The organism is Paraburkholderia megapolitana (assembly GCF_007556815.1).
Classification (GTDB): domain Bacteria; phylum Pseudomonadota; class Gammaproteobacteria; order Burkholderiales; family Burkholderiaceae; genus Paraburkholderia; species Paraburkholderia megapolitana.
In genome coordinates this window covers 3,830,351-3,850,684 of record NZ_CP041745.1, presented here as the reverse complement: position 1 = coordinate 3,850,684, position 20,334 = coordinate 3,830,351, and the positions used below count along the sequence as shown (strand labels likewise).

The window sequence follows — 20,334 nt, the reverse complement described above, 5'->3', positions numbered from 1 at the left end:
TCCAATAACTAGTCTGCTGCTGCGAAATGAATCAGCAAGTGCGAAGCGAATAGGAGATGCAACGTGGAAATCAAGACTGAACGCACGAACGGTGTGATGACTATCACGCTCAACCGCCCGGAAAAGAAAAACGCAATCACGGCGGCGATGTACCAGACCATGGCCGATGCTCTCGTCGACGCGCAAGCCGATACATCGGTGCGAGCCATCCTGTTTCGCGGTAGCCCCGGCATCTTCAGCGCCGGCAACGATCTCGAAGATTTCATGAAGGCGCCGCCAGTCGGTGAAGAAGCGCCTGTGTTCCAGTTCCTGCGCGCAATCAGCTCGGCGGAAAAGCCGATCGTCGCATCTGTTGCCGGCACCGCAGTCGGGATCGGTACGACGCTGCTGCTCCATTGCGATCTCGTCTATGCGGCCGACTCCGCAAATTTCTCGCTGCCGTTCGCGCAACTCGGTCTGTGTCCGGAAGCTGCGTCGACGTTGCTCCTGCAACGCGTCGCCGGTTATCAGGGTGCAGCCGAAAAGCTGCTGCTCGGTGAGCCCTTTGATGCGCACGAAGCGCAACGTATGGGCTTTGTCAACCGGCTGTTGCCCGCCGCCGAAGTCGATGCGTTTGCTTTCGCTCAAGCGGAAAAGCTGGCAGCACTACCGGCATCATCGCTGCGTGTGACGAAGTCGCTGATGAAGCGCGCGAGTCAACACGAACTGCGCACGCAGATGTCCGAAGAAGGCATGCACTTCAGCAAGATGTTGCTCGCTCCCGAAGCGCGCGAAGCGTTCAAGGCGTTCTTCGAAAAGCGTAAACCGGATTTTCGTCAGTTCGATTGACGGATGCAGCGGGTGGGCACGATTGATGTACCCACCCGACGAAATTCATCAAACCGTCCCGTAGTCGACGTAACTCGTCTCGCGACAAAAACTCACCAGCCGCACCCCGGCCCGCTGCGCAATCGTGATCGCCAGCGAAGACGGTGCCGAAATCGTTGCCACCATCGGTATGCCGACACGCGCCGCCTTGCGCACCAGTTCGTAACTCGCCCGGCTCGACAGAAAAACGAAACCGTCCTGTGTGTCGGCGCGGTCCAGGACGAGCTGACCGATCAGCTTATCGAGCGCATTGTGGCGGCCGACATCTTCGAAGGCATAGCGGATCGCACCTGATGCGTCGCACCACGCGGCCGCGTGCAGGCCACCCGTCAAACGTGTCAGCGCCTGGTGCGCAGGCAGATCGCGTGCGGCACGGGCGATCGCGTCCGGTGCAAGTCGTTGCAGGAAGCCTGTGTCGGGCACGCGTTCGGGTTGTAGATCGAGCAGGTCGATGCTCTCGACCCCGCACACGCCGCAGCCCGTGCGTCCCGCGAGCGCGCGCCGTCGTTCCTTCAGTGCGGCGAACGCCTGCTGCACGACAGTCAGCTGGATCTCGGCATGCGGCAGATCGCCATCATGCAATTCCACCTCGATGTCCTGAATGTCGCTGCTGCGCGCGACGATCCCTTCCGAAATCGAAAAGCCGACCGCGAACGCTTCGAGGTCGCGCGGCGTGCACATCATCACCGCATGCGAAATGCCGTTGAACACCAGCGCGACCGGCCATTCCTGACCGACCTGATCGGTCAGCGCTTCGCTCGTGTCGCCTCGCTGCCGGCGCACCTGCTGCGCGACGGCGCCCGGTTGTTCGGCGCCTTCCAGTGGGTTCAAGCGTGTTCTCCTTACGTCCTTGATTCGACGCCCTGACGCGCGCCACCGTGTTGCGGCGCGGTCGTGTTGCATGAATCAGGATCAAAATAAGGTTCTAAAATACCTCAAGCGGGCATCGCGCGTCGTCCGCCGCCAACGAGGGTACTGCCATGGGACTCAACGAAGCACCTCTTCTGTTCGACTTCGAAACGCAATCGTCGGAGAACCTCACCTTCATTCCAATGGTCGTGCGCTTCAATCTCGACCGCTTCGGGCTGCGTATCTCGCTCGCTCAATGGCAGATGCTGCCGCACGAGGACCGTAAGCTGCTGGCGCGTTTTCCGGTCAACGACGACACCTCGATCGAGCCGAATTTCGATCATGCGCTGTTCGAAATGCTGCGCACGCACGCGAATGTCGAGCCCGAGTGGTTCACACCTGAAGATGCGCCCGGCTGGACCCGCACGGACGCCGTGCCGGACGGCGTCGCAAGGCAGGCAGGTCTCGCCGGGCTACCCGCGCCGACGCCTGAGCAGTGGGCACAACTCGATCCGTTCAGACGTTATGTGCTTGCCAAGCTGTCGCGCAAGCCGGAGAGCAATCACGATTTCGTGCCCGCGATGAGGGAGTTCGGTCTTGCGGGTCGATAGCGCTGGTTTCTAGCGTTTGTCTGGGTCACTCAAGCGCAGGCAAAAGACGCGGGCGCCGGTCGCTGCCGGTGGCGACATACGTCAGCGTCGCTTCGGTCACCTTGACGACTTCCTGCGCGAGGCTCAAACGCTGTGCGTACACTTCGACTTCGACGGTGATCGAGGTCTTGCCGGTCTTCACGATGTCGGCGTAAAAACTCAGCAGATCGCCGACGAACACCGGTTGCTTGAACACAAACGAATTCACCGCGATCGTTGCGACACGGCCGTTCGCGCGGCGGCTGGAGGGAATCGATCCGGCGATGTCGACCTGCGCCATGATCCAGCCGCCGAACACGTCGCCATGGACGTTCGCATCCGACGGTTGAGGAACGACGCGCAGCGCGCAGGATTTTTGCGGGAGTTGCATCGGATTGGCGGGAGTGGTCATCGGGCACCCTTGTCAGATGGTTTAAGCAGGGCCGGTCAGGCGCGGCCGACAGGCGGCGATTCCACGACAACGGCAGATAACGCTAAGCCCCGGCGTCCGGCCGGCTCGTGAAAAGCGGCGCCAGCCGGCTTCTGCGACAATAACAGCGATCAGGAATTGTACGGGAAAGCGGCGGGCCGGGCAGACCGGCCAAAAACCCCCGGCCACACGCCGGCACCGCATTTTCCGAGCCGAATCCGCCCAAACCCACATACACCCGTCCGCCCCAAGCCCATCTCATGCGCCGTTCCGCCGCTCCTTCCGATCCTGTGCCGATCTCGTCCTCGTCACGCAACGACTGGCAGACGATCCTCTCGCTGATGCCGTATCTCGCGACCTACAAGTGGCGCGTGATCGTCGCGCTCAGTTGCCTGATCGGCGCGAAGGTGGCGAATCTCGGTGTGCCGATCGTGATGAAGCGGATCGTCGACGGTCTTGCATCGGTGCAGCATCTCACTGCACTCGGTCGCGCACAGCACGCGCCGGGCATCGTGCTGTTGAGCGGAGTCGGACTGCTGGTGGTCGCCTATGCGATCGTGCGGCTGTCCACGTCGCTCTTCACCGAGCTGCGCGAAATCCTCTTTTCGAAAGTCACCGAAAGCGCCGTGCGGCAACTGGCGCTGAAAGTGTTCAGGCATCTGCATGCGCTGTCGCTGCGGTTCCATCTCGACCGGCAGACCGGCGGTATGTCGCGCGATATCGAACGCGGTACGCGCGGCATCACGCAACTCATTTCCTATTCGCTATACAGCATCCTGCCGACGCTCGTCGAAGTCAGCCTCGTACTCGGTTTTTTCGTCGTCAAGTACGAGGCGTACTACGCGATCGTGACGTTCATCGCGCTTGCCGTGTACATCGTGTTCACGGTCAAGGTGACCGAGTGGCGCACGCATTTCCGTCGCACGATGAACGAACTCGATTCGCGCGCTAACTCGCGGGCGATCGACTCGCTGCTCAACTACGAAACGGTCAAGTACTTCGGCAACGAAGAGTGGGAAGCGCAGCGCTACGACGAGAACCTCAAGCGCTATCGCACGGCGGCGATCCGCTCGCAGAACTCGCTCTCTGCCTTGAACTTCGGTCAACAGGCGATCATCGGCACCGGGCTCGTGTTCATCCTGTGGCGCGCGACCGAGGGCGTGATGGCAGGGCGCCTCACGCTCGGCGATCTCGTGCTGATCAATACCTTCATGCTGCAGCTGTACATCCCGCTGAATTTTCTCGGCGTGATCTATCGCGAGCTGAAGCAGAGTCTGACCGATATGGACCGCATGTTCTCGCTGCTCGGTGCGGCACGCGAAGTCCCCGACGCACCCGATGCGCCGGCGCTCGCCGTGCGCGGCGCGCAGGTGCGTTTCGAGCATGTCAATTTCGCTTACGAGCCGGCCCGGCAGATCCTGCACGACGTGAGCTTCACGATTCCGGCGGGCACGACGACGGCGGTCGTCGGTCATAGCGGCTCCGGCAAGTCGACGCTCGCGCGGCTGATGTTCCGCTTCTACGATCTGGACCGCTCGACGGGCGGTGCGATTACGATCGACGGTCAGGATATCCGCGACGTCACGCAGGATTCGCTGCGCGCATCGATCGGCATCGTGCCGCAGGACACGGTCCTGTTCAACGACACGATCTACTACAACATCGCCTACGGTCGGCCCGAGGCGACGCGCGACGAAGTGATCGCGGCAGCGCGTGCCGCGCATATTCACGACTTCATCGAGACGCTGCCGGCCGGTTACGACACGCCGGTCGGCGAGCGTGGTTTGAAACTCTCCGGTGGCGAGAAACAGCGTGTGGCGATTGCGCGTACGGTGTTGAAGAACCCACCGATCCTGCTGTTCGACGAAGCGACCTCGGCGCTCGATTCGCGTTCGGAACGCGCAATCCAGCATGAACTCGATCAGATCGCGCGTGAGCGCACGACGCTGATCATCGCGCACCGGCTATCGACGGTGGTGCATGCCGAGCAGATCATCGTGATGGATCGCGGGCGGATCGTCGAGCGCGGCACGCACGCGGAATTGTTGCGGGCGGATGGGCTGTTCGCGCAGATGTGGGCGTTGCAGCAGCAACGCGCGGCGCTGCCGGATGAGGCGGCCGAGGCAGCGGCTGTGAATGGTGGGGAAGCGTGACGTGAGTGAGGTGTGTGGCGGCGAGCGTTGTGAATGAGCCCGGCAACCGCTAACGTCGCCCACGCAAATGCCGATCAAGCACATCCAGCTGCGCCGGCGTGCCGACGTTCTCCCACAATCCTTCATACAGTTCGCCGCTCGCCCGCTGCTGCGAGATCGTCTCGTGGTAGTACGGCGTGAGCGCGCGCCGGGTACCAGGCGCTAGATCGCGAAACATGCGCGTGTCGTACAAACCGATGCTGCCGAACGTATAACGCGGTATCCCGTCGAGCGACAGCACACCGTCGTCGGCAAGCCCAAAGTCTCCGGCAGGATGAAACGGCGGGTTCGGCACCATCACGAGATGCATGCCTGGCTCCGGCAATGCCGCGAGCTGCGGCGCATGTGCACGCAGCGACGCGTAATCGAAATCCGCATAGACGTCACCGGCGATCGCAACAAACACGCGCTCTTCCCCATCCTCCACGAGCAGCGGCAGCGCCTGCGCGATACCACCGGCAGTTTCGAGCGCAGTCGACTCAGCGGAATAACGCAACTCGATCCCCCAACGCGAACCGTCACCGAGTACCGCTCCGATCTGCTCACCGAGCCACGCATGATTGATCACGACGGTCTTAAAGCCGGCGCCCGCAAGCCGCTCGATCTGCCACACAATCAACGGCTTGCCACCAGCTTCGAGCAGCGGTTTCGGGCGGCTATCGGTAAGTGGGCGCATCCGGTCGCCGCGCCCGGCGGCGAAAATCATCGCGGTAGTCAGAGCAGAGGTCATCGACGGGGCAGCCGGTCAGAACGTATAGCCGACTTCGTCGGCACGGCCTTCGAGTTCATCGAGCAGCTTCGCGAACGGCCCGAGCGGCCGATAGCGTTCGGCGACCTTGCGCGCATAGCCGATGAAGCGCGGCAGGTCCGGCAGGTAGTGCGACTTGCCGTCGCGGTAATAGATCCGGCAGAACAGGCCCAGTATCTTGATGTGCCGCTGCAAACCCATCCACTCGAGCTGCCGGTAGAACTCGCCGAAATCGGCATCGACGGGCAGGCCCGCTTTCTTCGCGCGTTCCCAGTAATACGCGAAGCAGTCGAGCTCGAAGGCTTCGTCCCAGCTCAGAAACGCATCGCGCAGCAACGACGCGACGTCGTACGTGATCGGGCCGTACACCGCGTCCTGGAAGTCGATGACGCCAGGGTTCGGCTGCGCGACCATCAGGTTGCGCGGCATGAAATCGCGCAGCATGAACACCTGCGGCTGCGCCCGCGCGCTTGCAACCAGCAGCGCGAACGTACGGTCGAGCACACCGCGCATCGCGTCGTCGACTTCGCGGCCCAGATGCCGGCCGACGAACCACTCCGGCATCAACTCCATCTCGCGGCGCAGGAATGCTTCATCGAACGGCGGCAGCACGTCTTCACGCGACGCAAGCTGCCAGCGGATCAAGGTGTCGAGCGCATCGCGCATCAACGGACGGGCATTGCCGTCGTTGAAGGCGCGCAGGTAGGGCTCGGTACCGAGGTCGGTGACGAGCATGAAACCCGCCTCGAAGTCGCTTTCGAGCACGCGCGGTACATGGACGCCCGCCGTCTCCAGCAAACCTGCGACCTGCACGAACTCGCGGCATTTTTCCGGCGGCGGGGCATCGACGGCGATCAGCGTGGTGGCCGCTGTGCCTTCGCCAGTCGTGCCGGTCAACCGGAAATAGCGGCGAAAACTCGCATCGGCGGAGGCGGGAACCAGCGTGGCAAGATCGAGGCCGTAGCGCTCGCCGTGGCTGCGCAACCACTTGCGTAGTTGCTCGAGGCGGGTGTCGGGGGCGTCGGAAGAGGAGGGAGCAGCGTTCTGCGTCATGAAAACCGGGGGGAAATCGGGGTGGCAACCGTCTTGCCATATAATACCCCACGACTTTTTTGACGCGGCTCGCGTCGGCTTTGCCTGGACGTTCGACTGCCCGCCCATCATCCGACTGGTGGTAATAATCTGTGTGCTTTCCGACTGTTACGGTTCGATTGCGCCGGCGGCCAATCGTGACGCGGAAGCTGACGGCTGGACCGATTCGCCAAACCATACATGCCGCCTAGACAGCTTTTCCCAAGCACTCCCAGAGCTGACGCCCTGCCGCGCAGACGGCGACTCGTCGCGGCGTTGATCGCCGTGCCGGGCCTCATGCCCGCGCTTGCGCACGCCCAGCTGGCGGGCGAAGCTGCCCAGGCGCAGCCGCTCGATGCGCCGTGGGGTCTGCGACTCGCCCCGCAACTCGAAGAGCATCAGCTGGAAAGCGGGCAGAAGCCCGCCACCTTCGTGCTTGGCGACACCACGACCGGTACCTCCGACCAGGACATGGCCGCCAAGGGCGCCGCCGAGATCCGCCGCAACACCGCGGTGATCAAGGCCGACGCGCTGCATTACGACGAAGACACCGACATGGCCGATGCCTACGGCAAGGTGCATGTCGTGAGCAACGGCGTATCGTTCGTCGGGCCGGAAGCGCACATGAGGGTCGAGTCGAACGAGGGCTACATGCCCGTGCCGAAGTACCACTTCAATGCGACGGGCGGCTCGGGCAGTGCGCAACGGGTCGACATGCTCGACAGCGAACGCTCGGTATTCAAGAGCGGCACGTACACCGCGTGCCAGTGCGAAACGAACCCCGCGTGGTACATCAAGGGCACCGAGTTCGATTTCGACACCGGCGCCGATGAAGGCGTCGCGCACAACGGCGTGCTGTTCTTCCAGGGCGTGCCGGTGTTCGGCAGCCCGTGGCTGTCGTTCCCGCTTTCGGGCGCACGCCGCAGCGGTTTTCTGCCGCCCACGTACTCGTTTGGCGGGACCAACGGGTTCGAGCTGTCGGTGCCGTATTACTTCAACATCGCACCGAACCGCGACCTGACGCTGACGCCGGACATCATCTCGCGGCGCGGGCTGATGACGGACGCATCGTTCCGCTATCTGTCGCCGACCTATTCCGGCTCGATCACGGGGCAGTTCCTGCCGCACGATGCGATTACCAAGACCGATCGCTACTCGCTGTCCATCCAGCACAACCAGAACTTCGGTAACGGGTTCGGTGGCTACATCCACTACGACAAGGTCTCGGACAACAGCTTCCCGGAAGATCTCGGCTCGGTCACGTCGCAGATTCTCAACGGTACGCAGCTGCTGTATCAGCAGGAAGCCGGGCTGACTTATACCAATGGCCCGTGGTCGGTGCTCGCGCGCGAGCAGCACTGGCAGACGCTGACGCCGTCGGTGGCGCCGTACGGGCGCGAGCCGCAGTTGAACGTGAAGTACACGAAGTACAACGCCGGCGGTTTCGACTTCGGCGCCGAGGCGGACTACTCGCGCTTCCGCATCACGACGGCGGATACGACCCAGGGCGACCGGTTGATGTTCAACCCGTACCTGTCGTACTCGATCGTCGGGCCGGGCTACTTCGTTACACCGAAGATCCAGTATCACTTCGCGTCGTACGACCTGAGCAACATCGGTAACTCGATTGCGGGCCAGGCGCCGATACCGGGACAGCCGAAGAACTTCACCGAGTCGATCCCGACGCTTTCGTTCGACACGGGCCTGATTTTCGACCGCTCGGTGCGCCTGTTCGGCCACGACTACATCCAGACGCTCGAGCCGCGTCTGTATTACGTCTACACGCCGTACCGCAACCAGAACTTTGCGCCGTTGTTCGATACCGCGGATGCCGATTTCGGACTCGCGGAAATCTTCACGCCGAACACGTTCGTCGGCAACGACCGCATTGCCGACGCGAATCGTCTGACGGCCGCGATCACGACGCGCTTTATCGATTCGGCAACCGGCGACGAACGCGCGCGTTTCGTGCTGGCCCAGCAATACTATTTCCAGGATCAGCGCGTCACGCTGCTGCCGACGCAGACGCCTGCGCAGGCCACGCACTCGGACCTGATCGCCGGGGCGGCGTTGAAACTCGGCGCCGGTTTTCAGTCGGAAACCGCCGTCCAATATAATGCGGACAACAATCAGCTCGTGCAGGCCAGCGCCGGGTTTGGTTTCAGTCCGGACGCGGGCAAGGTAATCAACCTTTCGTATCGTTACACGCGTGCCGAAACCACGCTGAACAACGTGCCGATCCGGCAGATCACCGTGTCCGCGCAGTGGCCGCTGACGCACCATGTGTATGGTGTGGCGCGGATCAACTACGATCTGGCCGGACACGCGCTGGTGGACAGCCTGCTCGGCATGCAATACGACGCGGACTGCTGGACGCTTGGCCTCGGCATCCAGCGCTATGCGGATGCGGTGAACTCGGCGGGGCAGCCGACCCAGGGTACGCGGTTTCTTGCGCAGATTACGTTCAAAGGCCTGAGCAGCATCGACAACGGACTGATCACCTCGTTCCGCGCTGGCGTACCGGGGTACACACCGCTGCCACCGCCGCCGCCGCCCGAAGCGCGTTTCACGAATTACGATTGACGGTCGCCCGATCATCGACAAACGAGCAAAGACGGGCGAGGGCGCGCCCGGCATCATTGGAGTATCTGTGGGAATCATGAAAAAGCTTCGCTTGGCATCGCTCGCGGCCGGACTGGTTGCCGCCGCGTCTTTCCTGTCGGCCGTGCCGGCGCAGGCGCAAGCCTTGCGCCCGGTAGACAACGGTCAGACCGTCGACATGATCGCCGCCGTCGTCAACGACGGTGTCATCACCCAGCGCGAGCTCGATCAGCGCATGGGCCTGATCACACGCCGCCTGAACCAGCAGGGCGCGCCGGTTCCGCCGATCGACCAGCTGCGTCAGCAGGTGCTGAACCAGATGGTGCTCGAGCGCATCCAGTTGCAGAAGGCCCGCGAAGACGGCATCGCCGTCGACGACACGGCCGTGCAGCGCACGCTGGAGCGGCTCGCGCAGGCGAACAACCTGACGCTCGATGTCTACCGCTCGAAGATCGAGGCTCAGGGCGTGCCCTGGTCGACCTTCACCAGCGACGCCCGCACCGAACTGATCCTCTCGCGCCTGCGCGAGAAGGAAGTGGACAGCAAGGTCGTCGTGTCGGATGCGGAAGTCGCGAACTACATCGCGAGCCAGCGCGGACCGAACGCCGGGCTGACGAGCGACCTGCGCTTCGAGCACATCCTGCTGAAGGCGCCGCTCAACGCGTCGCAAACCGACATCGAAGCGGCGCAGCAGAAAGCGCAGGCGCTGCTGAAAGAAGCGACTGCCCCCGGCAGCAACTTCGAGAAGCTCGCCAAGGCCAATTCGCAGGCTGCCGATGCGTCGAAGGGTGGCGACACAGGCTACCAGCCGCCGTCCAAGCTGCCCGCCGACTTCGTCAAGGCGGCTTCGTCGCTGCGTCCGGGGCAGGTCAATCCGGACGTGATCCGCACCGGCGACGGCTTTGAAATCGTCCGTCTCGTCGACCGTCGGACGGGCCAGGGTACGTCCTCGGCCGATGCACCGAAGCTCGTGCAGACGCACGTGCGGCATATTCTGCTGCGCGTCGGCGACGGCATGTCGGAGCCGGCGGCGCGCCAGCGGCTGCTCGACATCAAGCAGCAGATCGCCCAGGGCGGCGACTTCGCAAAGTTCGCGCGGACCTACTCGCAGGACGGCTCGGCGTCGCAAGGCGGCGATCTCGGCTGGATCAGCCCGGGCGAAACCGTACCTGAGTTCGAGCGCGCGATGAACAGCCTGCAGGACAACCAGGTCAGCGACCCGGTGCGCAGCGAATACGGCTACCACCTGATCCAGGTGCTCGGCCGCCGCGACGCGGAAGGCTCGGTCTCGCAGCAGATGGACCTCGCCCGTCAGGCGATCGGTCAGCGCAAGGCCGAACAGGCGTATGCGGACTGGCTGCGTCAGCTGCGCGACACCGCGTACGTCGACTACAAGGTTGGTACGGCGCCCGGTACGCCGCCGCAATAACCCAATAGCCATGACGAACGCTGCTCCGACATCGCACGCACCGCTGCACATCGCGATCACGACCGGCGAGCCTGCCGGCGTGGGTCCGGAGCTGACCGTTCTGGCGATGGCGGCTGCAGCCGCGCATTGGCCCGATGCGCGCTTCACCGTGCTCGGCGATGTCGGGCTGCTCGAAGAGCGCGCGAAGGCCGTAGGGGTCGATTGGGCGGCATTGCCGGCCGATCGCGTGACTGCCGAACATCGTCCGCTCGGCGTGCCTTCGCAGGCCGGCAAGCTCGACGTGGCGAATGGCCGCTACGTGCTTGGTTTGCTCGATGCGGCGATCGACGGCGCACTTGCCGGCACGTACGACGCGATCGTCACCGCGCCGCTGCAGAAAAGCACGATCAACGATGCCGGTGTGCCGTTCACCGGCCACACCGAATATCTGGCGGAGCGCACCCATACGCCTCAGGTCGTGATGATGCTGGCCGGTACCGGCGAGCGGCCGCTGCGCGTTGCGCTCGCTACCACTCATCTCGCGCTCAAGGATGTGCCCGCGGCATTGACGATCGATGGCCTGCTCGGCACGCTGCGCATCGTCCATCGTGATCTGCGCCGGCATCTCGGGCTGCCCGCGCCGCGCATCCTCGTGACCGGGCTCAATCCACATGCAGGCGAGAACGGCTATCTGGGCCGTGAAGAAATCGATGTGATCGCGCCGGCGTTAAAGCGCGCGAACGACGAAGGCATCGACGCACGCGGCCCGTATCCCGCCGACACGCTGTTCCAGCCACGCTATCTGAGCGACGCCGATTGCGTGCTCGCGATGTTCCACGACCAGGGGCTGCCGGTACTCAAGTACGCGACCTTCGGCGAAGGCATCAACGTGACGCTGGGGCTGCCCATCATCCGCACGTCGGTCGACCACGGCACCGCACTCGATCTGGCCGGCACCGGCCGCGCCGATGGCGGCAGCCTGATCGCTGCGATCGACGCCGCCGTTTCGATGGCGCGCCATCGTCGCGCCATCTGATCTCTTTTTAATCTTTTCTTCGATCTTCGATGTCCACCAGCCGACAGCATCAAGGCCATTTCGCGCGCAAACGCTTCGGGCAGAATTTTCTGGTCGACATGGGCGTGATCGATTCGATCGTCGACCTGATTCGCCCAAAGCGCGGCGAACGCATGGTCGAAATCGGACCGGGGCTCGGCGCGCTGACCGGGCCGCTGATCGAGCGCCTCGCTACACCCGAAGCACCGTTACATGCGGTCGAACTCGATCGCGATCTGATCGGGCGGCTGCAAAAGAAATTCGGCGAGCTGCTCGAACTGCATGCGGGCGATGCGCTCGCGTTCGACTTCGGTGCGCTTGCCGGTGCCGGCGAAGAGCCGGTGCTGCGGATCGTCGGAAATCTGCCGTACAACATTTCGAGTCCGCTGCTGTTCCATCTCACCGAGTTTGCACCACGCGTCATCGATCAGCATTTCATGCTGCAGAACGAAGTGGTCGAGCGGATGGTCGCGGAACCGGGTAGCAAGGCGTTCAGCCGGTTGTCCGTGATGCTGCAGTACCGCTATGTGATCGACAAGCTGCTCGACGTGCCGCCCGAATCGTTCCAGCCGCCGCCGAAGGTCGACTCGGCGATCGTCCGGATGATTCCGTACGCGCCGCACGAACTGGCCGCCGTCGACACGCACGTGCTCGGCGAAGTGGTCACCGCGGCGTTCTCGCAGCGCCGCAAGATGCTGCGCAACACGCTCGCGGCATTTCGCAACACGGTGGATTTCGACGCGCTCGCGTTCGATCTGCAACGCCGGGCGGAAGACGTACCTGTCGACGAATACGTGCGCCTCGCGCAGGCCGTGGCCGCCTCGGCCAGGACGTAAGACTCAAGCGCCGCGCCGCTCGCCCGATGGCGTCGGCGCGTTGACCAGCACGATACCGCCCAGCACCAGCAAAGCCGCTACCAGAAAGCGCGCGCTGAACGACTCGCCGAGCAGTAGCACGCCGAAGGTCACGCCGAATAGCGGCGTGAGAAACGAAAACACCGACAACCTCGACGCCGTATAGCGTGTCAGCAGCCAGAACCACACCAGGTAGCTGACGAACGCGACGATCACGGCCTGATACGCGAGGCTGATCGTGGCCAGCGGCGTGATCGTGTCGATGTGGGCTTCGCCAAGTGCGAACGCAAGGGCGAGCAATATAACCGCCGATACCGCCAGCTGATAGAACAGCGTCTTGCTCGCACTCGATTGCGCGAGGCGCGTCGCGCGCACGACCACCGTCGTCGCGGCCCACGCGATGCCCGCGAGCACACCGAGCGCATCGCCGATCACCCCCGTCACCGCCGACCCGCTGTGCCCCGGAACCGCGCGTGTGAAACCATCGGCGAATGCAAGGGCCATCCCTGCAAACGCCACCGCGATACCGATCCACTGGATCCGTCGCATCCGCTCGCCCGCAACGAACGCGTGCAGGCCGAGCGCGGTGAAGCAGGGCGCGGTGTAGAGAAACACGGCCATGCGCGACGCGCTTGTCAGCGTGAGACCGAGGAAGATGCAAACGAACTCGGCAGCGAACAGCAGGCCTGCGAGCAGCCCTGCGCCGAGCGTGCCGTCCGCGCGAAAAAGCGGCGTGCCACGGGCGCGTGCCCAGCCCCACACGAGCAGCGTTGCGATCGCCGAGCGCAGACCGGCCTGGAATAACGGCGCGAGCGCCGTATTCGTACTCTTGATCGCCACTTGCTGCAGACCCCAGATCGCGCACAGCACGACCATCAGGATCACGGCGAAGCTGTCGGGCGCGCGGCGTGTGGATATCGTTGCGGTGCTCATCGCATTGCCGCCATGGGAAGGGAAGGACAGGTCATCGGGTGGTAAGCCGCGCGCAGGGAGTGACGACCGATAGCATGGGTCGGGTGCCGGGTCCTGTACGCGTTTGTCTCCGTTGTGCCCCAGCTTCCTCGTACGATATCAAACCGGACCGCTGGGCGCTGCGATGACCTCGTCGCGTACGTGTGCATCCACTGCTTTGCGAGCCGCCGCCAACCGCGACGCGAAGCCCGGAAGCCGCCTCCGCGGAACAGCCCGCCCGCGAGCAACGGTGCGCGTTTCCGGGTACATTTACGTCCTCGATATCCAGCAACAGGGAGTGCATCATGCGCCTGCTACACACCATGCTCCGGGTCGGCAACCTCGACCGTTCGATCAAGTTCTACACCGAGTTGCTCGGCATGAAGCTGCTGCGCCGTCAGGATTACCCGGAAGGCAAGTTCACGCTCGCTTTTGTCGGCTATACCGACGAGCGCGACGGTACGGTGCTCGAACTCACGCACAACTGGGACACGGAATCCTACGATCTGGGTAGCGGCTTCGGGCATCTCGCGGTCGAGGTCGAAGACGCGTACGCGGCATGCGACCGCATCAAGGCGCAGGGCGGCACGGTGGTACGCGAAGCGGGACCGATGAAGCTCGGCACGACCGTGATCGCGTTCGTTACGGACCCGGACGGCTACAAGATCGAGTTCATCCAGAAGAAGACGCAATGACGGCGGCTGAAACGTATGCCGACGCGGCACCCTGCATCGAAGAGCTTCAATCGATCCATGTGCAGATCGCCGCGTGGTTCGACGGCACGATAGCTGCCGATACACTCGACGAAATCATGGCGCACTTCGCCGCCGATTTCACGCTGGTAACAACCGCAGGCGCGGCGCTTGATCGTGCTGGTCTCGCGCAGTTGTTCGGCGGCGCGCACGGTGCGCGGCCCGGTTGCACGATCGCCATCGACGATATCGCCGTCATCGCATCCTGGCCGACTGGCGCGGTGCTCGGTTACACCGAACATCAGACGAGCAGCGCCGGCAGCAACGTGCGCCGCTCCACAGCGGTATTCGAGGTCGATGCACAGCGCCACGTGCGCTGGCGCCGTCTGCACGAAACATTCACGACGGCGGCATAACGACGTAACGACGTAACGGCATAGCGATGTAAAGGCATCGCTGCGTGGCACATGCGCCGCAGCCGCAGCCGCAGCCGCAGCCGCAGCCGCAGCCGCAGCCGCAACGCGATGCTAGAGCGTCGGCAACAGCTCCGGTGGATGATGCTTCAACGTCTGCCGCGCTTCGCGGAACTCCGGAAAAATCGATTCGACGGTCTGCCAGAAACGCGGACTGTGATTCATCTCGCGCAGATGCGCGAGTTCGTGCGCGACGACGTAGTCGATGATCGATAGCGGAAAGTGAATGAGCCGCCAGTTCAGGCGAATCTTGCCGTCGCTCGAACAGCTACCCCAGCGCGTCGCAGCCGACGACAACGCATACGCGCGATAGTCGACGCCGAGTTTCTGCGCGTACACGTCGAGTCGTTCACCGAAGATGCGCTTCGCTTCGCCCTGCAACCAGCCCTGCACCCGGTCCTTGATCTGCTGCTGCTCCGCATGCGGCGACAACGGCAAACCCAGCGTCGCGGACTGCGCATCGAACGCGAGATTCGGCGCACCGAGTGCGACGCGCACCGGCTGCCCAAGGTAGGGCAATTCGGCCCCCTCTTTCCAGTCGATACGCGGCAACGCGCGCTGTTCGACACGCGTCTGCCATTCAGTGAGCTTCGCGAAAATCCAGCGCTGCTTTTCGGCAATTGCCGTTTCGATATCGGCGATCGTCACCCAGCGCGGCGCGGTGATCGTGAGACCCGTGCCGTCGATAGCAAAACCGATCGAGCGACGTGCCGAACGTTTGAGCAGGTAGTGGAGCGTCTGCGCACCGAGTGTCAGGCTGCGCAGTTTCGTGCCGTCCGGTGCGCGTAGCACCGTGGGCTTCTGTGGCGCGGACGGCGGCGCGATGCCGGGCTCGTTGAAGAGCGGCAGATCGAGTTGCCGGCTATCGAGCGCCGCAGCGGGCTGCGGTGGTGAGGACTTCTGCATCGGATCCGGTTTCGCGCAAAAAACGCCCGTCAGGCGTGGGCGCGTCAGATTTGGGCGGCGGCGGGCGTGCTGTCCGCAGCGCGGTACGCTTCGGGATCGATACGGCGCATTTCAGCTTCGATCCACGTTTCGACGCGCGTGTTCACTTCGTCGGGCGTGAGCCCCGTTGTGTCCATCGGCTTGCCGATCGACACCGTGACTATACCCGGATATTTTAAAAACGAGTTGCGGGGCCACACACGTCCCGCGTTGTGGGCGATCGGCACAACCGGTGCGCCGGTCGCGATCGCGAAGCGCGCGCCGCCAGTCTTGTACTTGCCCTGCTTGCCGGTCGGCGTGCGCGTGCCTTCGGGAAACATGATGACCCATGCACCTTCTTCCATGCGTGCCTTGCCTTGCCGCGTCACCGAATCGAAAGCATTCTTGCCTTCCTTGCGATCGATGTGGACCATCTTCAGCATGCCGAGCGTCCAGCCGAAGAACGGCACATACAGCAGTTCGCGCTTGAACACGTAGCAGAGCGGACGCGGCATCAGGGCGGGGAACGCAAGCGTCTCCCAGGCGGACTGGTGCTTCGACAGCAGCACGGCGGGCCCGGCGGGCAAATTCTCGAAGCCCTCAATGCGGTAACGGATGCCGACCAGCCAGCGCGCGACGAACACCGTCGATCTGCACCAGCCCGTCACCATCCAGTAGCGCCTGTCGGCGCGCAGGAACGGAAACGCGATGAAGCAGGAGATCGCGTACGGCGGCGTGTAGACGATCAGGTAGACCAGCAGCAGCAGTGAACGGAGAAAGCGCATCGGCGTGATCGGTCAGTAGGAGTGACGTGCGGCGTGCCGCTCACTCGTGTTCTTCGGAGAGAAAGTCGAGCGCGAATGCGCGCAGGTCTTCGTGTACGGTCGTGCCGTCGGGCAGGCCGCCCGCGGCGAGCGTCTTGCGGCCCTTGCCCGTCAGCACCAGATGCAGCTTCATGCCGAGTGCGGCGCCGGCTTGCAGGTCGCGCAGCGCATCGCCGACTACCGGCGTTTGCGTTGCGTCGACATCGAAACGTTCGACAGCCATCTTCAGCATGCCGGGCTTCGGCTTGCGGCACTCGCAGTGGTCCTGCGCCGTATGCGGGCAGAAGAACACGGCGTCGATGCGTCCGCCGACGGCTGCGGCCGCCCGGTGCATCTTCACGTGCATCGCGTTGAGCGCGTTCATGTCGAACAGACCCCGGCCGATACCCGACTGGTTCGTCGCCACGGCGACGCGATAGCCGGCCTGATTGAGCCGGGCGATCGCTTCGAATGCGCCGGGCAGCGCGATCCATTCATCGGGCGACTTGATGAACGCATCCGAGTCGACGTTGATCACACCGTCCCGGTCGAGTACCACGAGTTTTCTGGTGGAAGTCCCCATGGTGCCCGCTCAGGCGGCAAGCCGCGAAATGTCGGCGACGCAGTTCATCTGCTGATGCAGCGCGCCGAGCAGGGCCAGACGGTTTGCGCGCAACGCCGGATCTTCCGCGTTGACCATCACGTCGTTGAAGAACGTATCGACCGGTTCGCGCAACGCGGCCAGCGCGGATAGCGCGCCGGTGTAGTCGCGTTGTGCAAGCTGCGACTGCACGCGCGGTGCAACCTGTTCGAGCTGGGCGTACAGCGCTTTTTCGGCGGTTTCGGTGAGCAGTGAGGTTTGCACGCCACCCGAGGTCGACGCGTCGGACTTCTTCAGGATGTTCGAGATGCGCTTGTTCGCGGCGGCCAGCGATCCGGCTTCGGCAAGCAACGCAAACTCGCGTACGGCCTCGAGGCGCGCGACGAGGTCGTCGAAACGGGTCGGATTCAGCGCGAGCACCGCGTCGATTTCGGCGGCTGCGAAGCCGCGTTCGCGCAGCAGGCCACGCAGACGATCGAGACAGAACTCATAGATCGCGGTCGTCGCATCGGCGACGTTCGGCACCGCGGCGAACTGCGCATGTGCGGCACGCAGCAGTTCGACGAGGTCGACCGGCAACTGCTTCTCGACGAGGATACGCAGCACACCAAGTGCGTGACGACGCAACGCGAACGGATCTTTTTCGCCGGTCGGTTGCAGGCCGATGCCCCAGATGCCGACCAGCGTTTCGAGTTTGTCCGCGAGCGCGACGACCGTGCCCGTTGCCGTGGCCGGCAGCGCATCGCCGGAAAAACGCGGCTGATAGTGTTCCGAGCAGGCCAGTGCGACCTCTTCGGGCTCGCCGTCGTGGCGTGCGTAGTACGTACCCATCGTGCCTTGCAGCTCGGGGAACTCGCCGACCATGTCGGTGATCAGGTCTGCCTTTGCGAGGTATGCAGCACGTTTGGCCAGTGTCACGTTGGCGCCAGCCAGCGCAGCGATCTCGCCGGCCAGCGCCTCGACGCGCTCAACCCGTTGCAGCGTCGAGCCAAGCTTGTTGTGATAGACGACGTTGGCGAGTTGCGGCACGCGCTCGGCGAGCGGCTTCTTCTTGTCCTGCTCGAAGAAGAATTTCGCGTCGGCAAGACGCGGACGCACGACGCGCTCATTCCCTTCGATGATCTCGCCAGGCGTCTTCGTCTCGATGTTCGACACGATCAGGAAGCGCGGACGCAGCTTGCTTGCTGCATCGGTGAGCGCGAAGTACTTCTGGTTCGTCTGCATCGTGAGGATCAGACATTCCTGCGGTACCTGCAGATATTCTTCTTCGAACGTGCACGCATACACGGCCGGCCATTCGACCAGCGACGTCACTTCATCGAGCAGCGCCTCGGGCATCACGACCTGATCGCCGTCGGCCTGCGCAAGCAACTGTGTGCGAATCGTTTCCTTGCGCTCGACGAAGCTCGCGACGACATGGCCTTTTTCGCGCAGCGTCTGTGCGTAGCTATCGGCGTGCTGGATCGCGATGAAGCCTTCGGACAGGAAGCGGTGGCCGAGCGTCGTGTCGTCGGCATCGATGCCGAATGCGCTGACCGGCACGACACGCTCGCCGTGCAGGACGGTGAGCCGTTGTACGGGGCGCACGAACTGGATGTTGGTGCCGTCCGGGCGCTGGTACGTCATGACCTTCGGGATCGGCAGTTTTGACGGTGCCAGCAGATCGTCGAGCGCGGCTTGCAGACCTTCAGCGAGCGTCGCGCCGGGCGCGGCGTAGCGCAGGAAGAACGCATCGGCCTTACCGTCCGAAGCACGTTCGAGATCGCTCACCGAGAAATCTGGAAAACCGAGTGCGGCGAGCTTCTTTGCGAGCGGCGCGGTGGGCTTGCCTTCGGCGTCGAGCGCAACCGATACCGGCAGCACTTTTTCGCGCACGTGCTTTTCAGGCGCGACGGCGCGCACGTTGCGGATCATCACGGCGAGCCGGCGCGGCGTCGCATAGCGTTCGAACGACGGCTCGCCTTCGATCAGGTCGCGCGCCGCGAGGCGCTGCGCAATGCCTTCGGCGAATGCATCGCCGAGGCGCGCGAGCGCCTTCGGCGGCAGTTCTTCCGTGAGCAGTTCGACGAGCAGGGTGGCTTGGTGGGCTTGAGTCATTTCTTCGAGGTCTCGTCAGTCCGGATCGATCTTGCGTTCGACTTTGAGCGGCGGCGCCCAGGCGGGCATCGCGGCGTCCTGTTCGTCGGTGGTGAGGCCGGGTACGGCGTGCACCGGATTGCCGAGCATCGGGAAGCCGAGCTTTTCGCGCGAGTCGTAATACGCCTGCGCGACGAGCCGCGACAGCGCGCGGATGCGGCCGATATACGCGGCGCGCTCGGTCACGGAAATCGCACCGCGCGCATCGAGCAGGTTGAACGTGTGGCCGGCCTTCAGCACGAGTTCATACGCCGGCAGCGCGATCTGCGCCTCGATCATGCGCTTCGCTTCCGCTTCGTAGCTGTTGAAGAACGTGAACAGCAGATCGACGTTCGCGTGCTCGAAGTTGTACGTGGACTGCTCGACTTCGTTCTGGTGATACACATCGCGGTAAGTGAGGCGGCGCAGCTCGGGGCCGTTCGGGCCTTGCTCTTCCCACTCGGTCCACGTCAGGTCATAGATGTTGTCGACCTTCTGCAGATACATCGCGAGACGCTCGAGCCCGTACGTGATTTCGCCGAGCACCGGTTTGCAGTCGAGCCCGCCCACTTGCTGGAAGTACGTGAACTGCGTCACTTCCATACCGTTCAGCCACACTTCCCAGCCGAGACCCCATGCGCCGAGCGTCGGATTTTCCCAGTCGTCCTCGACGAAGCGCACGTCGTTCTGCTGAAGGTCGAGACCGAGCGCTTCCAGCGAGCCGAGATACAGGTCGAGAATGTTTTCCGGCGCGGGCTTGAGCACGGCCTGGTACTGGTAGTAGTGCTGCAGACGATTCGGGTTCTCGCCATAGCGGCCGTCCTTCGGACGACGCGACGGCTGCACATAGGCGGCTCGCCACGGCTCCGGGCCGATTGCACGCAGGAACGTATGAACGTGGGACGTGCCCGCGCCGACTTCCATGTCGATCGGCTGGAGCAGCGCGCAGCCCTGCTTGTCCCAGTAGGATTGCAGCGTCAGGATGATTTGCTGAAACGTGAGCATGAAGTGCCTTTCAGGCAGACCGCGCCCACGGCGCGATTGCTGCGCGGCGCGAGCCGGCGGCAACCGG

General features: G+C 63.7%; 19 protein-coding genes. 9 read left to right on the top strand and 10 right to left on the bottom strand.

Going from position 1 to position 20,334, the window contains the following annotated elements; translation table 11 throughout:
• Positions 1 to 96: 96 nt before the first annotated feature.
• Entirely contained in the window at positions 97 to 828 is a 732-nt protein-coding gene (locus tag FNZ07_RS30515) for an enoyl-CoA hydratase (RefSeq protein WP_245811465.1), read from the top strand.
• Positions 829 to 876: 48 nt separating this feature from the next.
• Here FNZ07_RS30515 and fdhD read toward each other — a convergent pair whose 3' ends face one another.
• A complete protein-coding gene (gene fdhD / locus FNZ07_RS30510) occupies positions 877 to 1,698 on the bottom strand; it encodes a formate dehydrogenase accessory sulfurtransferase FdhD (protein WP_091011032.1) in 822 nt (273 codons plus the stop codon).
• A gap of 149 nt (positions 1,699 to 1,847) precedes the next feature.
• Between fdhD and FNZ07_RS30505 the strand changes: the two genes are divergently transcribed.
• A complete protein-coding gene (locus tag FNZ07_RS30505) occupies positions 1,848 to 2,327 on the top strand; it encodes a nitrate reductase associated protein (protein WP_091011033.1) in 480 nt (159 codons plus the stop codon).
• 25 nt (positions 2,328 to 2,352) lie between these two features.
• Here the strand turns inward: FNZ07_RS30505 and FNZ07_RS30500 are convergent, their stop codons facing one another.
• Positions 2,353 to 2,757 carry an acyl-CoA thioesterase gene (locus tag FNZ07_RS30500; protein WP_091011034.1) on the bottom strand — a complete coding sequence of 135 codons (405 nt, stop codon included), beginning with the start codon at positions 2,755 to 2,757 and terminating at the stop codon, positions 2,353 to 2,355.
• Positions 2,758 to 3,035: 278 nt separating this feature from the next.
• Between FNZ07_RS30500 and FNZ07_RS30495 the strand changes: the two genes are divergently transcribed.
• The gene (locus FNZ07_RS30495) at positions 3,036 to 4,928 is read left to right on the top strand and encodes an ABCB family ABC transporter ATP-binding protein/permease (protein ID WP_091011035.1); all 1,893 of its coding nucleotides are present in this window, start codon (positions 3,036 to 3,038) and stop codon (positions 4,926 to 4,928) included.
• 49 nt (positions 4,929 to 4,977) lie between these two features.
• Here FNZ07_RS30495 and murU read toward each other — a convergent pair whose 3' ends face one another.
• Together murU and FNZ07_RS30485 are read right to left on the bottom strand one after the other, a co-directional pair.
• Entirely contained in the window at positions 4,978 to 5,697 is a 720-nt protein-coding gene (gene murU, locus FNZ07_RS30490) for an N-acetylmuramate alpha-1-phosphate uridylyltransferase MurU (protein ID WP_091011036.1), read from the bottom strand.
• A 15-nt stretch (positions 5,698 to 5,712) separates the two neighbouring features.
• On the bottom strand, positions 5,713 to 6,768 hold the full coding sequence (locus tag FNZ07_RS30485) for an aminoglycoside phosphotransferase family protein (protein WP_091011037.1): 1,056 nt from the start codon (positions 6,766 to 6,768) through the stop codon (positions 5,713 to 5,715).
• 219 nt (positions 6,769 to 6,987) lie between these two features.
• On the opposite strand from FNZ07_RS30485, the gene FNZ07_RS30480 reads away from it, so the two are divergent.
• The 4 genes from FNZ07_RS30480 to rsmA all read left to right on the top strand — a co-directional run bounded on the left by FNZ07_RS30480 (position 6,988) and on the right by rsmA (position 12,685).
• Positions 6,988 to 9,369: an LPS-assembly protein LptD gene (locus FNZ07_RS30480; protein WP_091011038.1), complete on the top strand. Its 2,382-nt coding sequence runs from the start codon at positions 6,988 to 6,990 to the stop codon at positions 9,367 to 9,369.
• A gap of 67 nt (positions 9,370 to 9,436) precedes the next feature.
• Positions 9,437 to 10,816, top strand: coding sequence for a peptidylprolyl isomerase (locus tag FNZ07_RS30475; protein ID WP_091011039.1), 1,380 nt, complete (start codon positions 9,437 to 9,439; stop codon positions 10,814 to 10,816).
• 10 nt (positions 10,817 to 10,826) lie between these two features.
• Entirely contained in the window at positions 10,827 to 11,831 is a 1,005-nt protein-coding gene (gene pdxA, locus FNZ07_RS30470; RefSeq protein WP_091011040.1) for a 4-hydroxythreonine-4-phosphate dehydrogenase PdxA, read from the top strand.
• Between the two features lie 29 nt (positions 11,832 to 11,860).
• Complete coding sequence (rsmA, locus tag FNZ07_RS30465; protein ID WP_091011041.1) at positions 11,861 to 12,685, top strand: 16S rRNA (adenine(1518)-N(6)/adenine(1519)-N(6))-dimethyltransferase RsmA; 825 nt, start codon at positions 11,861 to 11,863, stop codon at positions 12,683 to 12,685.
• Between the two features lie 3 nt (positions 12,686 to 12,688).
• Here the strand turns inward: rsmA and FNZ07_RS30460 are convergent, their stop codons facing one another.
• Entirely contained in the window at positions 12,689 to 13,636 is a 948-nt protein-coding gene (locus tag FNZ07_RS30460; protein WP_091011042.1) for a DMT family transporter, read from the bottom strand.
• Positions 13,637 to 13,959: 323 nt separating this feature from the next.
• Here FNZ07_RS30460 and gloA point away from each other — a divergent pair, with 323 nt between their 5' ends.
• Positions 13,960 to 14,349 carry a lactoylglutathione lyase gene (gene gloA, locus FNZ07_RS30455; RefSeq protein ID WP_091011043.1) on the top strand — a complete coding sequence of 130 codons (390 nt, stop codon included), beginning with the start codon at positions 13,960 to 13,962 and terminating at the stop codon, positions 14,347 to 14,349.
• Positions 14,346 to 14,762 (top strand): DUF4440 domain-containing protein, encoded by a 417-nt coding sequence (locus FNZ07_RS30450; RefSeq protein ID WP_091011044.1) that lies wholly within the window; start codon positions 14,346 to 14,348, stop codon positions 14,760 to 14,762. Before gloA ends, FNZ07_RS30450 begins: the two co-directional genes overlap by 4 nt.
• Before the next feature lie 111 nt (positions 14,763 to 14,873).
• On the opposite strand, the gene FNZ07_RS30445 is transcribed toward FNZ07_RS30450, so the two are convergent.
• From FNZ07_RS30445 to glyQ, 5 genes are read right to left on the bottom strand one after another with little or no spacing between them, the layout of a single operon-like run.
• Entirely contained in the window at positions 14,874 to 15,725 is an 852-nt protein-coding gene (locus tag FNZ07_RS30445) for a M48 family metallopeptidase (RefSeq protein ID WP_091011045.1), read from the bottom strand.
• 44 nt (positions 15,726 to 15,769) lie between these two features.
• Positions 15,770 to 16,528, bottom strand: coding sequence for a lysophospholipid acyltransferase family protein (locus tag FNZ07_RS30440; protein WP_091011046.1), 759 nt, complete (start codon positions 16,526 to 16,528; stop codon positions 15,770 to 15,772).
• A gap of 40 nt (positions 16,529 to 16,568) precedes the next feature.
• A complete protein-coding gene (gene gmhB / locus FNZ07_RS30435; protein ID WP_091011047.1) occupies positions 16,569 to 17,129 on the bottom strand; it encodes a D-glycero-beta-D-manno-heptose 1,7-bisphosphate 7-phosphatase in 561 nt (186 codons plus the stop codon).
• Between the two features lie 9 nt (positions 17,130 to 17,138).
• Entirely contained in the window at positions 17,139 to 19,244 is a 2,106-nt protein-coding gene (gene glyS / locus FNZ07_RS30430) for a glycine--tRNA ligase subunit beta (RefSeq protein WP_091011048.1), read from the bottom strand.
• A gap of 15 nt (positions 19,245 to 19,259) precedes the next feature.
• Complete coding sequence (glyQ, locus tag FNZ07_RS30425) at positions 19,260 to 20,267, bottom strand: glycine--tRNA ligase subunit alpha (protein WP_091011049.1); 1,008 nt, start codon at positions 20,265 to 20,267, stop codon at positions 19,260 to 19,262.
• Between the last annotated feature and the right edge of the window lie 67 nt (positions 20,268 to 20,334).